The following is a 13,925-nucleotide window of genomic DNA, read 5'->3' as shown; positions in this document are numbered from 1 at the left end:
GTTCCTATCGCGACGTTCCCGCGCGTCCCAGAGGGTGCCGCGGATCCGTGGCGAAGACCTGTGCCCGCAGCCGGGAGCACGCGGCAGCCGGCGCGTGCGTGCGGTCGAGGCCGAGGAGGGCGGCGCCCAGCACCGGCGGGTCCTCGCACATCACCGGGACGGCCGACGGCGCCCGCTCCGCCAGCTGTTCGTGCAGCCGCTCCTCCAGCACGCGGCGCCGTGCGGCGAGTACGCCGCCGCCCAGCACCACCGGGGTGGCGCGCTGCGTCAGACCGAGTGCCTCCAGCGCGACCACGGCGAGGGCCACCACCTCGTCCGCCTGCCGCCGCACCACCGACCGCGCCACCGGGTCGCCCTCCTCGGCCGTCGCGAACAGCACCAGTGCCGCCTCCGCACGCCGTGCCGGGGACAGGTCCCCCAGATGCAGTGCCTCGATCAGCGCGTACATCGACGGCAGGCCGAAGCGGGCCGGGAGCCGTTCCGCGAGCTCCGTGTGCTCGCCCCGCCCGTCGGCGGCACGCGCCGCATGCCACAGCGCCTCCTCCGCCAGCCACGCTCCGCCGCCCCAGTCGCCGGAGAGACGTCCGAGCGCGGGGAAGCGATGCGTGCGCCCGGCGCCGTCCTGCGCCACGCAGTTGATGCCGGCGCCGCACACCACCGCCACGCCGTGACGCTCCGCGGTGGCGTCCGCCAGACCGGCCCGCAGCAGGGCGAAGGTGTCGTTCCGGACGACGTGGCGGATACCCCAGCCCCGCGCCCGCACCGCCTCCGCCAAGTCCCGTTCCTCCCGCGGCAGGTCGGCGTTGGCCAGGCAGGCGACCACTTCCTCTGCGAGCGGGGCGCCGCCCTCTCCCGGGCAGGCCGCCGCCTCGGCCGCGCTGGCCACCACGGCGGCCAACTCCGCCATGGCGGCGCGGACCCCGACGGTGGGCGGGCGGAAGCCGCCGCCGCGCGCGGAGCCCAGCACCCTGCCGTCCCGCGCCACCAGCGCCACGTCGGTCTTGCTGTTCCCGGCGTCGACAGCGAGGACCGCGGCGTCCGGAGCGCCAGGGGTCAAAGCCACGGGAGGTACTCCCGGTTGTGCGCGAGGAGCCTGTCGGCGAGTGCCTCGGCGCGGTCGTGCTGACCGATCAGCGGATGGGCGAGCAGCGCCTTCTCGACGCGGTGGCGTCCGCCGTGCAGTGCCGCCTCCCGCGCCAGTTCCTCGTACGCCGATACGTGCGCGACGAGCCCGGCGTACAGCGGGTCGAGTGCCGGAGCGGGCAGCGGTTCGGCACCCGAGGGCGACACGTGCGCCGGTACCTCGACGACGGCGTCGTCGGGCAGGAACGGCAGCGTGCCGCCGTTGCGGACGTTCACGGCCTGCACCGAGCCCGCCTGCCCCGTGCCGCCGGTTCCGTCCCCGAGCAGCGCGGCGGTGAGGGCGACGGCGGCCTCCGAGTAGAAGGCGCCGCCGCGCTGCGCGAGCAGGTCCGGCTTCTCCCGCAGCTCCGGGTCCGCGTACATCCGCAGCAGCCGCTCCTCCAGCCGGGCCACGTCGCTCGCGCGGGACGGCTCGGTGCGCATCCGGGCCACCACGCTGTCGTGCGCGTAGTAGTAGCGCAGGTAGGGGGAGGGGACGAGGCCGAGCCGCGCCAGGACGGCGTGCGGCAGCCGCAGTTCCTCCGCGAGCTCCGCGCCGTGGTCGGCGAGCAGGCGCGGCAGCAGGTCGGGTCCGTCGGGACCGCCGTGCCGCACGGCGAGCTCCCAGGTGAGGTGGTTGAGCCCGTAGTGCTCCAGGTGCAGTGCGTCGGGCCGGGTGCCCAGCAGGGCGGCGAAGGTTCGCTGCAGATGGATCGCGACGTTGCACAGCCCCACGGCGCGGTGCCCGGCGTCCAGCAGCGCCCGCGTCACGATGCCCACCGGGTTGGTGAAGTCGACGATCCATGCGCGGGGGTTGCGGCGGCGGATGTGCTCGGCGATGTCCAGCACCACCGGCACGGTGCGCAGCGCCTTGGCCAGGCCGCCCGCTCCGGTCGTCTCCTGGCCGACGCAGCCGCACTCCAGCGGCCAGGACTCGTCCCCGCCGCGCGCCGCCTGCCCGCCGACCCGCAGTTGCAGCAGCACCGCGTGCGCCTCCACGGCCGCGTCCAGGTCGCTGGTGGTGGTGACCTTCGCCGGATGGCCCTGCGCGGCGAGGATGCGGCGGGCGAACGAACCCACGGGGGCCAGCCGGTCCGTCGAGGGGTCGATGAGGACGAGCTCCTCCACGGGCAGGCTGTCCCGCAACCGGGCCAGTCCGTCCACGAGTTCGGGTGTGTAGGTGGAGCCGCCGCCGACCACGGCGAGTGTGATGCTCAACGGTGCCCTCCGGGACGCGGGAGCGGACAGGACAGCTCCGGACCCTAGCCGCCCGCCGGGCGGCCGGGGGAGTGCCGCGACGCGCCCGCGGCGGCTACTCGCCCGTCGAGCCGTCGACCGCCTCCCTGAGCAGGTCGGCGTGGCCGTTGTGACGCGCGTACTCCTCGATCAGATGGGTCAGCACCCAGCGCAGCGAGACCCGGTCCCGGCCGCCCCACGCGGCGTGCGCGACGTCGAGCGCGCCCGGCCCGTCCTGCGCGAGGCGTGCCGCCACGACGGCACGGGAGCGCTCCACGCGCTCGGCCCACAGCCGCCGCAGCCCCTCGCCCGACTCCTCCGCGGCGCTGTGCCACTCCCAGTCCGGCTCCGCCCGCCAGTCCACGTCGTGCCACGGCGACGGCAGCTCCTCGCCGGCGACCACCTCGGTGCACCAGTGGTCCTCGACGAGCGCCAGGTGCTTCAGCAGGCCGCCCAGCGTCATCGACGTCGGCGGCAGCGGGGTCCGCAGTGCCTCGTCCCCCAGGCCGCGGCATTTCCACTCCAGGGTCGCGCGCTGGTGCTCCAGGAAACCCAGCAGCGTCGCCGCCTCGTCCCCCCGGTGCGGCGGTTCGGGCCGTCCCTGCGCGTCGGTCTCCGCGCAGGGCTCCGTGTCGGATTTCGCTTCGGTCATGTGCGGCACGGTAGCCGCCGCCTCACGCATCCGCGCGGGATTTCCGCAGCGAGACCCGGGCCGCACCGGCGCCGAGCGACGCGTCGTCGACGATGCGGATGCCGCGGGCATCGAGCGTCCGCTTGATCCGCCAGCGCAGTTCGCGCTCCACGCCGACCGCCTTCCCCGGCATGGTCTTCGCGGCGACCCGTACCGTCATGGAGTCCAGCGTGAGCGCGTCCAGGCCGAGGACCTCCACGCCGTCCCACAGCAGCTCGTCCCAGGGCTCGGAGTCCGCCAGGTCCTGGCCCGCCGCCGTGATCGCCTCGCGCACCCGGTCCAGGTCCTCGGCCGCGTGCACCTGGACGTCCACGGACGCCGTGGCCCACCCCTGGCTCAGGTTCCCCACCCGCTTGATCTCGCCGTTGCGCACGTACCAGATCTCGCCGTCGTCGCCGCGGAGCTTGGTGACCCGCAGCCCGATCTCGAGCACGATTCCCGTCGCCTCGCCCGCGTCGACCCGGTCACCGACGCCGTACTGGTCCTCCAGCAGGATGAACGTCCCGGTGAGGACGTCGGTCACCAGGTTCCGGGCGCCGAAACCGAGGGCCACACCGGCCACGCCGGCACTGGCCAGCAGCGGGGCGAGGTCGATGCCGAGAGTGGAGAGGACGACCATCCCCGCGGTGCCGAGGATCAGCACGGAGGAGATGCTGCGCATCACCGAGCCGATCGCCTCCGACCGCTGGCGCCGTCGTTCGGCGTTCACCAGGAGGCCCCGCAGCGCGTTGCCCGCCTCGGCCTCGGACCTCCGGTTCATCCGTTCCACGAACGTGGTGATCGAGCGCCGTACCAGGAAGTTGAGCACCAGGGCGACGGCCAGGATCACCAGGATGCGGACGCCGCCGCTCAGCCACGACTCCCAGTTCCGCTCGACCCAGCCGGCGGCGTCGCCCGCCGAGCGCCGGGCGTCGTCGAGGGAGGGGACAGTCGGGTCGGGAGAGGGCTCTGCAGAGGCCGAGAGGAACACTGGTCAACCTTCCGTGCGGGTACGCGCGCCGCACCGCGGGGGCGCTGACGGACCTGGGGGCGTACGCGGACGGACGTCGCCCACACTAACGGCGCAGCTCGCGCCGCCCGCGGTTCCACGTGCCGGTGTGACGTGTTCGGCGTCGTCCGCGGCGGTGGACGGGGCGGTGGTGTGGCGCAAAACACGCTCGGTGCGTTACCGGGCCGTGGTGGCGCGGGAGCAGGGGCAGGCGACACACTGAGGTGAGATCGTCCCGGCGCGAGCCACGCGCCGCCGACGTACAAGGAGGCACCGTGCCGCATGTCCTGGTCCTCAACGCGTCGTACGAGCCCCTGGGCGTCGTACCGCTCCGCCGCGCGCTCATCCTCGTGCTCAACGACAAGGCCGTGTGCCTCGAGGAGTCCGGCGCCCTGATGCACAGCGCGACCCGCGTCATCCCCGCCCCCAGCGTCGTCCGTCTGAAACGGTTCGTGCGGGTGCCCTTCCGGGGGCCCGTGCCGCTGACCCGCCGCGCGCTCTTCGCCCGCGACGGAGGCCGCTGCGCGTACTGCGGTGGCGTCGCAACCAGCGTCGACCACGTGATCCCGCGCAGCCGGGGAGGTCAGCACACCTGGGAGAACGTGGTGGCCGCCTGCCGCCGCTGCAATCACGTCAAGGCCGACCGCCATGTCGCCGAGATCGGCTGGCGGCTGCGTCACAAACCCGCACCGCCGTCCGGACTGGCCTGGCGGATCATCGGCACGGGACACCGGGACCCGCGCTGGTTGCCGTACCTGCAACCGTACGGAGCCGACGACGCCATGGCCCGGGTGGACGGCAGAATACCTGCCTGAATCCGGGCCTTCGCTGTGTCGTGACCCGTGCCTGCTGCCGGAGGCAGCGTCCCCGAGGCCTGCGCCCTTCCCGCGCTTCCCGTCGTCCTCACGGATCGCGTACGCCTCCACCGACCACAGCGAGTAGCCGAAGCGGGTCGCGCGCTCCACGCCCTGCATGCGCAGGTAGCGGGTGTCCGGCGGGGTGTCCATCCGCACGGTCTCCCTGCCGCCGCGCCCGTGGCCGACCTCCGCGACGGTTCGCCACGTCCGTCCGTCGGGCGACGCCTCGATGCGGTAGCGCCTGCCGTACGCCTCCTGCCAGTGGAGTACCAGCCGCCCCACGCGCGCGGGGCCGTCCAGGCGCAGCTGCAGCCAGGCGTCGTCCTGCGGAGGCGACGACCAGCGGCTCTCGGGGTCGCCGTCGGCCGCCGCCGGGGCCGGGAAGTCCGGAGTCTCGTCCGCCGAGGAGGTGACCTCCGCGCGGCGTGCCAGATCGGGGCCGCCCGTCGCGGGGAAGGCCCGCACGGTGACGCTCTGCCGCTGGCCGCCGAAGGCCACATCCACCCGGTGCGCGCCGGGCCGTACGTCGGGGGCGGCGGTGATCTCCAGCGGCACCTCGGTCGTGGCGCCCTGCTGGACCGTGACCTGTGACGGCGCCCGCACCGTCAGCCCGTCCGGGGCGTCCACACGCAGCGCGCCCCGCACGTCCCGGGGGCTGCGGCCGGTCAGTACGGCGTCGACCTTCGCCGGGGCGCCGCCCGTCGTCGCGTACGCCTCCTTGTGCGACAGCTCGAGGGCGGTACCGGGCGTGTCCGCGTACCAGGGGGTGATCTCGTGCACCACCGGACGGCGCGAGTCCTCGTGCCAGCGCAGCCGCACGGCGTCGGCGGTGACACCCCCGGCGTCCGCCTGCGTCCAGCCGCCCTCCGACAGCTGCCCGACCCGCTGCCAGGCTCCGTCGGGCGTGCGCACGTCGATGTCCGCGCGGGTGTCCGAACCCGGCCCGGACAGCACGGTCACCGCGGCGAGCGGGCGCGCAGCGGGCAGCTCCAGCGTGACGGCGTCTTCCACGGGGTCACCGGGAGCCGTACGGGCCCGGTAGGCGGTGCCGGGGTCGCTGTCCGCGGCCTTCCGCACGGAGCCCCCGCGCCGCCCGGCGGGGCCGTGGACCGCGGTGGACCGCGCGGGCGCGTCGCGGTCGTGCACGCCGGCCCAGCCGTCCGCCGTCCGCAGCGCCCGGTCCAGGAATGCGGGCAGCACGCCCTTCCCGACCACGGCCGAGGCGTCCTGCGCCTCGGACCGCAGCCGGCGCAGCTCGAGTTGGGCACGCCAGGCGCTCGTGCCGTCGCCCCGCGACTGGGCCAGTAGCAGCCCCACCGCCGTGTCGCCTGCCCGGCCCAGCAGGGAGAGCTGGCGCAGCCACGGCTCCGCGTCCCGGGCCAGTCGCCCGGGCACCTGCCGGGGGGACCGCTCCATCGCCCGGAAAGCCTCCCGGAGGTGCTCGGCAGCCTCCCGGAGCTGCTTCCGGTCGCCGGAGCCGTGCGCGGCCCAGAAGTCCTCGATGAGTGGCCGCAGGTACGCCGACTCCTCGCGGCCCAGCATCGAGGACGCGTCGTTCCCGGCCAGTGCCCCGACCGCCTCCCGGCTGCGGGGGTCGGTGCCGGCCAGTTCCTCGATCGCCGCCCGCCACGACTCCTCCGGGTGGTAGTCGCGCGGATTCCATGCGAAGTCGGCGGCGGTGAACAGCGGGATGCGGGAGGCGACGGGCTGCGCCATGGCGCCTGCGAGCAGTCCGGCCGACCCGCCCGCCACCGCCGGGTCCCGACCCTGGTAGGGCCCGAGGAAGAGCCGCTCGGGGGCGTAGTCGTTCACCGGGTAGTTGTCGGTGGTGACCACCGGCTGCTCCGGGTAGGCCGCGCGGACGTCCGCCAGTTCCCCGCCGGTGACGGTGCGGGGCACCACACCCACCCCCGTCCAGGCCACCTGCACTCCGTCGCGGAGATGCCGGGCGAGCGCCGTGCGGTAGGCGGTGCGGCCCTCCTGGTAGAACTCCGTGGGAAGCACGGTCAGCTGCTGCAGGTCCAGGTGTCCGCGGGCACGGGCCGCCGCGAAGTGGGCCGCGACATGGTTGGCGAGTTCCGCCTGCGCGCGTGCCGCTGCCTCCGGGCCGGTCCCGTACGTCTCCGCGTCCGCGCTGCAGTGCCACTCCCGGTAGCTCACGTCGTCGAACTGCAGGTGGAAGGCGCGGAAGCCCAGCGCCCGCATGGCGTCCAGCTTCCGCACCAGCGCCCGGCGGTCCTCGGGCGAGGAGAAGCACAGGCTCTGGCCCGGCGAAACGGCCCAGCCCAGCACCACGTGGTTCTCCCGGGCACGCTGTGCCAGTGCACGGAAGTCCGCCCGCTCCGCCGCGGGGTAGGGGTCGCGCCAGCGGGCCGCCTGGCGGTAGGGGTCGTCTCCGGGGGCGTAGAGGTAGCGGTTCTGCTTGGTACGGCCCAGGAAGTCGAGCAGTTCGAGGCGTTCGGCCCGGCTCCAGGGCTCGCCGTAGAACCCTTCGGTGACGCCGCGGACCGGCGCGGTGGGCCAGTCCCGTATCCGCACGCCGGGGAATCCGGGCACGCCGTCCCGCTCGACCACCAGCCGGCGCAGCGTCTGTGCGGCGTGGAACAGTCCGTCCTCGCCGGTCCCCGCGAGCGCGACGGTGGCCCGGCCGTCGGTCTCGCCCACCGCCAGCCGGTAGCCGCCGGGCGGCAGGTCTCCCGTCGGGGACGCGCCGAGCGCCCGCAGCGCCGGACCGGCAGCCTTGTCGCCCACGCGCACCACGGTCCCGCGGAGCGGCCCGTCCCCGCCGGTGTCGGTCTCGTGGACCGTGCCGGCGCCCGCGTCCCGGAGCGCCGCCTGGACGGTGCGCACCGCGAACCGGTCCGCGTCGGTGTCGGCGACGAGGGTGACTTCGCCGTCGACGGGAGCGAACGCCCCGCCGGCGCGGACGGACTGGGGTCGTGGCCGCACGGACGGCACGCCGGACGCGGTCCGTTCGCCCTCGCCCGCCTGCGGGGCGTCGCCCGGACCGTTGTCGGCGGGAGCGGCCTGCGCGGCCGGGGAGCCGCCGAGGAGGCCGGAGACGACGGAGGCGACAAGTGCGGCGGCGCCGGCCCGCCGCGCCAGGCGGCGAGGACGGCGCGGCCCGGGCACGACCGGTTCCGATGACTCCACGACGGCTCCCCTGATCGGCGGCGTCTCCGTGCGCCGCGCTGACGTCGACCTGTGCTGTCCCCCGCCTGCGGAGTCTCCCCCGCGCAGGCCCCGGTCACCCGGCGTGCGTCGTCCCGGGTACGGGGTCTGCCGTCCGGGGCGGAGCGGCCCGGCGCCCGCGTTCCCCGGGGCGCCGGGCCGCTCCCGCCGAGGCGGCAGTGCACCAATCTAGCGGTACGCGACGGAAGTCGGCCCCGCACGTACGGCGCCGGTGTGCCGTCCCTTCCCGGCGCCCCGGCCGGGGGCACGGAACCCGAATGACACAGGGGGTGGCAGGGCATCGCCCTGGGTGAGCGCGACGTAAAATGTGGAGTGCGATGGCCGTGATGTCCGAATCATGTTCGCGTACGGGCGCCTCCCGCAGGCAAATCGCCGCAGAAAAGTACGTGAGGTCGGCCACGATCGTTCGCCGAACACCCTTGCCGTCCCGCAGGCTGGGTAGGGCTCGCAATGACCACGACCATCCATGAACGGAGGCCCGCCGTGGCCACGTCCGCAGAAGCACTGATGACCGTACTGATTCCCAAACAGGCGCACGGGCCGGTGGAACCGGCCGGAGTCTCCGACCCCGACTCCGGTCTGGACGGCTCGTGCACCTGCGGTTGCGCCGAAGCTCCCCTGACCAGCGAGCCCCCGCTCGCCGATGTGGCTCCCCTGACCAGCGAGCTGCCCATCGCCGCCGAACTGCCGCTCACCAGTGAGCCGACCGGTACCGGATTCGGCACGGAGTCCACGGACATCTGATGGAGCGCCTCGCGCGGCTCGCGGCGGCGCACGGTGTCTCCACGTTCCACGAGCCCCGACAGGGCTCCGTGGTCGAACCCCCCGAGGAAACCCTCGTCGCCGTACTCGGCGCCCTCGGCGTCGACGCCGCGTCCCCCGAGCCGTACGCGAGGCTCTGTCCGAGACACGACCGGCAGGCGCGGAACCGACTGCTTCCGCCCACGGTCGTCCTGCTCTCCCCGTCCGGAACCGGAAACCTTCCCGACCTGCCCGAGGGCACCGCACTCCGCGTCCACGCCGAGTCCGGGCAGTCGACCGTGTGCCCGCTCCTTCTCTCGGAGCGCCGGAAGGCGCGGCGCGGCGGCCGGAGCCTCGGCCTGCGGCGCGAGGTTCCCCCTCGCCCCCCGGCCGATGCGCCGCCTAACGCGATGTCCTCGCCGACCGGGGCTCCGCGCTGGAGGACCACACCACCTGGTGCGCCCTGGCGGAGGTGCACGCGCTCTTCGAGGAGCTCCCCGACGCACTGGAACCGTGACCGCCGCCCCGATCGGAGCACCGCATGTCGCTCACCCACCCCGGCGGCCCGCTGGCGCCGCGGCACCCCGCCGCCGTCAACTACCGGATCGACGGGCCGGCGCACGTCCTGTTCCAGCATCCCTTCCCCCGCCGCGTCCGCGCCCTGCTCGACGGCCGCACCGTGCTGGACACCGTGCGCGGCACCCTGGTGCACGAGACCGGGCTGCCGCCCCAGCTGTACGTCCCGCGCGAGGACGTCCGCACCGACCTCCTCGTACCCAGCGACCACCGCACCCACTGCCCCTTCAAGGGCGACGCCGCCTACGCGTCGGTGAGCGCCGGTGGCCGGGTCGCGCAGAACGCCCTGTGGCACTACCCCGACCCCGTCCCGGCGGCCGCATGGCTGCGCGGCCTCGTCGCCCTCTACTGGGACCGGATGGACACCTGGCTCGACGAGGACGACGAGGTGTTCGGGCATCTCGCGGACCCCTATCACCGGGTCGACGTGCGGCCCGCTTCCCGCCGGGTGCGGGTCCTCGCCGACGGGGTGGAGATCGCCGCCACGCACCGGGCGATGCTCCTCTCGGAGACCGGGGTGCCCAACCGGTTCTACGTGCCGTGGGCGGACGTCCGCGCCGTGCACGTGGAACCGGCCGTGACCCGCACCGACTGCCCGTACAAGGGCCGGGCCTCGCACGGCTCGCTTCACGCCGGCGACCTCCGCCTCCCCGGTGCCGCCCACTGGTACCCCGAGCCGCTGCCGGAAGCGGCCCGCGTGGCCGGCCACGTCTGCTTCACGGGCGAGGGTGTCGAGACCCGCTGCGAGGACCCGGAAGCGGACTGAGGCGCGCCGCCGGGACGGAGGCCGAGCCGACCCCGGGCGCGCGGGCCGCGAGGCCATTGGTTACCGTCGGGGACGTGAAGACGAACGCCAAGACGAACGCGCTGCGCGCCGGTGCCCTGACGGCCGGTACGGCCGCCCTCACGGCTCTCACCACGTCCCCCGCCCTCGCCGTTGTCCGTGACGACGGCGACCAGCCGGGAGAGGGCATCAGCCTGGTGGAGACGCTCGGCCTCTACGTCGTCGCCCCCATCGCGCTCTTCCTCATCATCGCCGCGCTCGTCGTCGTCGGCGACAGGTCCGGCACGCAGCGCCACGGCAACGACTGACACGCTCCCGGCGTTCACGCCTCGCCGCGCGCACAGCGGCGGTCGTCGGGGAGCCGGCGGGCCGGCCGTCCTGCCGTCGCGGGCATCGTCAGTGAGATCCAGGTGTCGGGCGGCACCCCCGGCAGTCGGTCGGGCACCGCTCGGTGCTCCTCGGTCCACTCGTCCCCGGTGGCCCGGGTGGCGACGCGCCGCCAGAAGCGCACGGCGGTGGAGTTGGCGTCCTGGAACGGGATGCCCCACCGGCCGGGGTGCAGCTCCAGAATCCGGACGGCGGCGGGCAGGCCGAGACCCGAGCGGCGCGCTCCGCGGATCACGAAGAAGCTGTTCATGACGCGCACCGGAGCAGCCAGACCGCGGACGAACGCGAACCCCACGGGCTGCTCGTCCCGGGCCAGCAGGTAGGGGACGCGGTCCGCGGTGTCGTCGAAGGCCGCCTCGAGCCGCTCCTGGCCGTAGCGGCCGTCCGGTCCGGGCAGGTCCTGCGACACCTGGAACTCCGACATGTCGTGGCGGAACAACTGCCACAGCCGTTCCACAAGGGGGCGGTCGGCGGCCTCGGCGCGCCGGACGGCGGGGCCGTTCACGCCACGCTGCCCGGGGCACGGAGCGAGCGGCTGCGGCGTTCCCCGGCACAGCGCGCGGCGGGCGCGGCCGGACGGGAGAGGGCGTTGGTCATGGAGCGATGCTAAGGGCCGCCTGGGGCGCGGAGTTGCCGGTTCGTTCACACCGGCCGGTGGCTGTACCGGTCCGCTGCACTGATGAGTGCGGTGTCGTGTCGTGCCCGGCGCCGCCCGGGGCAGCGCCGGGCACGACCTCACAGCGTGCCGGTCAGCCCGCGGAGCGGGCGGCCGCCGCGTCGGCGGTCCGGGCGTTCAGCGCCCGCGCGACACCCGCACGCGACTCCGTGACCAGACGCCGCAGCGCCGCCGACGGCTCGGCCTCGGACAGCCAGCGGTCGGTCGCCGCCAAGGTCCCCTCCGCGACCTGCACGGTCGGGTAGAGGCCCACCGCGATCTGCTGCGCCATCTCGTGGCTGCGCGACTCCCAGACGTCCTTGAGCGCCGCGAAGTACTTCTCGGTGTACGGCTCCAGGAGCTCCCGCTGATCGGTCTGCACGAAGCCGGCGATCACCGCTTCCTGCACGGCGTTCGGCAGCGTGTCGGACTCCACGACGGACGCCCACGCCGCGGCCTTCGCCTCCGGGGTCGGCAGCGAGGCCCGCGCCGTCGCGGCGTGCCGCTCGCCGGCGGAGGTGGCGTCGCGCTTCAGCTCGTCGTCGATCTCCGCCTCCCCGGCGCGCCCGGTGGCCGTCAGCCGCTGCAGCAGCGCCCAGCGCAGGTCGGTGTCGACCGCGAGCCCCTCCACGGAAACGGAGCCGTCCAGCAGCCCCGACAGGAGGTCCAGCTGCTCGCCGGTCCGTGCGGTCGCGGCCAGAGCCCGGGCCCAGGCCAACTGGTGGTCGCTGCCGGCCTCCGCGGCGCGCAGTTGCTGCCGGGCGAACTCCGACCAACGGCGCAGCCCCTCCTCGCGCCACTCCGGCGCGGCGTACAGGTCCAGCGCCAGCTTGACCTGCCGGTGCAGGGACTGCACCACGCCGATGTCGGACTCCTTGCCGATGCCGGAGAGCACCAGCTCCAGGTAGTCGCGGGCCGCCAGCTCGCCGTCCCGCGTCATGTCCCAGGCGGCCGACCAGCACAGTGCGCGCGGCAGGGACTCGGCGAAGTCGCCCAGGTGGGCGGTGACCGACGCCAGGGACTCCTCGTCGAGCCGCACCTTCGCGTAGGACAGGTCGTCGTCGTTCAGCAGCACCACCGCGGGGCGGGCCCGGCCCCGGAGTTCGGCGACGTGCGTGAGCTCCCCCGTCACGTCGAGTTCGACGCGGTCGGTGCGCACCAGCTTTCCGCCCGCCGACTCGTCCAGGTCGTACAGACCGATCGCGATCCGGTGCGGACGCAGCGTCGACTCGCCCGACGCGCCCTCCGGCAGTGCGGGCGCCTCCTGGCGCACGGCGAAGGAGGCGATGTTCCCCGAGCCGTCGACATCGATCACCGGGCGCAGCACGTTGATGCCCGCGGTCTCCAGCCAGGCCTTCGACCATGCCTTCAGGTCGCGGCCGGAGGTCTCCTCCAGTGCGCCGAGCAGGTCCGTCAGGCGGGTGTTGCCCCACTCGTGACGCTTGAAGTACGCCTGCACCCCGCGGAAGAACTCGTCCATCCCCACGTACGCGACGAGCTGCTTCAGGACGGAGGCGCCCTTGGCGTAGGTGATGCCGTCGAAGTTGACGAGCACGTCGTCCAGATCGCGGATCTCCGCCATGATCGGGTGCGTGGACGGCAGCTGGTCCTGCCGGTACGCCCAGGTCTTCATCTGGTTGGCGAACGTCGTCCAGGCGTGCGGCCAGCGGCTGCCCGGCGCGTACGCCTGGCAGGCGACGGACGTGTACGTGGCGAACGATTCGTTCAGCCACAGGTCGTTCCACCACTCCATGGTGACCAGGTCGCCGAACCACATGTGGGCCAGCTCGTGGAGGATCGTCTCCGCCCTGATCTCGTACGCGGCGTCCGTCACCTTCGAGCGGAAGACGTACTGGTCGCGGATGGTCACCGCACCCGCGTTCTCCATGGCGCCCGCGTTGAACTCCGGCACGAACAGCTGGTCGTACTTCGCGAACGGGTAGGGGTAGTCGAACTTCTCCTGGAACCAGTCGAAGCCCTGCCGGGTGACCTCGAAGATCGCGTCCGCGTCCAGGTACTCGGCGAGGGACGGCCGGCAGTAGATCCCCAGGGGCACGCTCCGGCCGCCGCCCTCCCAGGTGCTGTGCACCGAGTGGTACGGACCGGCGATCAGCGCCGTGATGTAGGTGGAGATGCGCGGGGTGGGGGCGAACCGCCACACGTTCTCCGACACCTCGGCCGGCTCGGGGGTGGGCGAGTTGGAGATCACCGTCCACCCCTCGGGCGCCGTCACGGTGAACGTGAAGGACGCCTTCAGATCGGGCTGCTCGAAGCAGGCGAACACGCGGCGCGCGTCCGGCACCTCGAACTGGGTGTACAGGTAGGCCTGCTCGTCCACGGGGTCGACGAAGCGGTGCAGACCCTCGCCGGTGTTGGTGTAGGCGCAGTCCGCGACGACCCGCAGCTCGTTCCGCCCCTCCGCGAGGCCGTCCAGCGTGATGCGGGAGTCCTCGAAGACGGCTGCCGGGTCCAGGTCGCGTCCGTTCAGCGTCACCTCGTGGACGGCCGGTGCCACCAGGTCCGCGAAGGTGTCGCCCGCCTCCGCGGCGTCGAAGGCGACCGTGGTGATCGAACGGAAGGTGCCACCCTCCTGCGCTCCGCTCAGGTCCAGCTCGATCCGGTAGCTCTCCACGGCCAGCAGCCGTGCCCGCACCTGCGCTTCGGCGCGGGTCAGATTCGTCCCAGGCACGTCGTCA

The 13,925-nt window shown here is 74.1% G+C and carries 10 protein-coding genes and 1 pseudogene; 4 read left to right on the top strand and 7 right to left on the bottom strand.

Features of this window, described 5'->3' with window-relative positions:
- Window positions 1–4: 4 nt before the first annotated feature.
- The 4 genes from ACL06G_RS10220 to ACL06G_RS10205 form a co-directional block, all read right to left on the bottom strand.
- Window positions 5–1,063 carry an N-acetylglucosamine kinase gene (locus ACL06G_RS10220; RefSeq protein ID WP_412785872.1) on the bottom strand — a complete coding sequence of 353 codons (1,059 nt, stop codon included), beginning with the start codon at window positions 1,061–1,063 and terminating at the stop codon, window positions 5–7.
- Window positions 1,054–2,334 (bottom strand): family 4 glycosyl hydrolase, encoded by a 1,281-nt coding sequence (locus tag ACL06G_RS10215; RefSeq protein ID WP_412785984.1) that lies wholly within the window; start codon window positions 2,332–2,334, stop codon window positions 1,054–1,056. Before ACL06G_RS10215 ends, ACL06G_RS10220 begins: the two co-directional genes overlap by 10 nt.
- 100 nt (window positions 2,335–2,434) lie before the next feature.
- Window positions 2,435–3,010 (bottom strand): DinB family protein, encoded by a 576-nt coding sequence (locus tag ACL06G_RS10210; RefSeq protein WP_412785873.1) that lies wholly within the window; start codon window positions 3,008–3,010, stop codon window positions 2,435–2,437.
- Between the two features lie 22 nt (window positions 3,011–3,032).
- Window positions 3,033–4,019, bottom strand: coding sequence for a mechanosensitive ion channel family protein (locus tag ACL06G_RS10205; protein WP_412785874.1), 987 nt, complete (start codon window positions 4,017–4,019; stop codon window positions 3,033–3,035).
- Window positions 4,020–4,312: 293 nt separating this feature from the next.
- On the opposite strand from ACL06G_RS10205, the gene ACL06G_RS10200 reads away from it, so the two are divergent.
- Window positions 4,313–4,852 (top strand): HNH endonuclease, encoded by a 540-nt coding sequence (locus tag ACL06G_RS10200; protein ID WP_412785875.1) that lies wholly within the window; start codon window positions 4,313–4,315, stop codon window positions 4,850–4,852.
- 174 nt (window positions 4,853–5,026) lie between these two features.
- On the opposite strand, the pseudogene ACL06G_RS10195 reads toward ACL06G_RS10200, so the two are convergent.
- A pseudogene (locus ACL06G_RS10195) lies at window positions 5,027–7,843 on the bottom strand (beta-N-acetylglucosaminidase domain-containing protein); the annotation flags it as partial.
- A 726-nt stretch (window positions 7,844–8,569) separates the two neighbouring features.
- Between ACL06G_RS10195 and ACL06G_RS10190 the strand changes: the two are divergent.
- The 3 genes from ACL06G_RS10190 (at window position 8,570) to ACL06G_RS10180 (ending at window position 10,495) form a co-directional block, all read left to right on the top strand.
- On the top strand, window positions 8,570–8,830 hold the full coding sequence (locus ACL06G_RS10190; protein ID WP_412785877.1) for a hypothetical protein: 261 nt from the start codon (window positions 8,570–8,572) through the stop codon (window positions 8,828–8,830).
- 538 nt (window positions 8,831–9,368) lie between these two features.
- On the top strand, window positions 9,369–10,169 hold the full coding sequence (locus tag ACL06G_RS10185; RefSeq protein WP_412785878.1) for a DUF427 domain-containing protein: 801 nt from the start codon (window positions 9,369–9,371) through the stop codon (window positions 10,167–10,169).
- A gap of 74 nt (window positions 10,170–10,243) precedes the next feature.
- Complete coding sequence (locus ACL06G_RS10180; protein WP_412785879.1) at window positions 10,244–10,495, top strand: hypothetical protein; 252 nt, start codon at window positions 10,244–10,246, stop codon at window positions 10,493–10,495.
- Between the two features lie 14 nt (window positions 10,496–10,509).
- Here ACL06G_RS10180 and ACL06G_RS10175 read toward each other — a convergent pair whose 3' ends face one another.
- Together ACL06G_RS10175 and pepN are read right to left on the bottom strand one after the other, a co-directional pair.
- A complete protein-coding gene (locus tag ACL06G_RS10175; RefSeq protein ID WP_412785880.1) occupies window positions 10,510–11,079 on the bottom strand; it encodes a GNAT family N-acetyltransferase in 570 nt (189 codons plus the stop codon).
- 244 nt (window positions 11,080–11,323) lie between these two features.
- The gene (gene pepN / locus ACL06G_RS10170) at window positions 11,324–13,918 is read right to left on the bottom strand and encodes an aminopeptidase N (protein ID WP_412785881.1); all 2,595 of its coding nucleotides are present in this window, start codon (window positions 13,916–13,918) and stop codon (window positions 11,324–11,326) included.
- Window positions 13,919–13,925 lie beyond the last annotated feature (7 nt).

Origin of the sequence: Streptomyces callyspongiae (genome assembly GCF_047200695.1) — a bacterium.
Lineage (GTDB): Bacteria > Actinomycetota > Actinomycetes > Streptomycetales > Streptomycetaceae > Streptomyces.
Note: the sequence above shows the minus strand (reverse complement) of the source record. Positions and strands in the feature narration are given on the sequence as shown.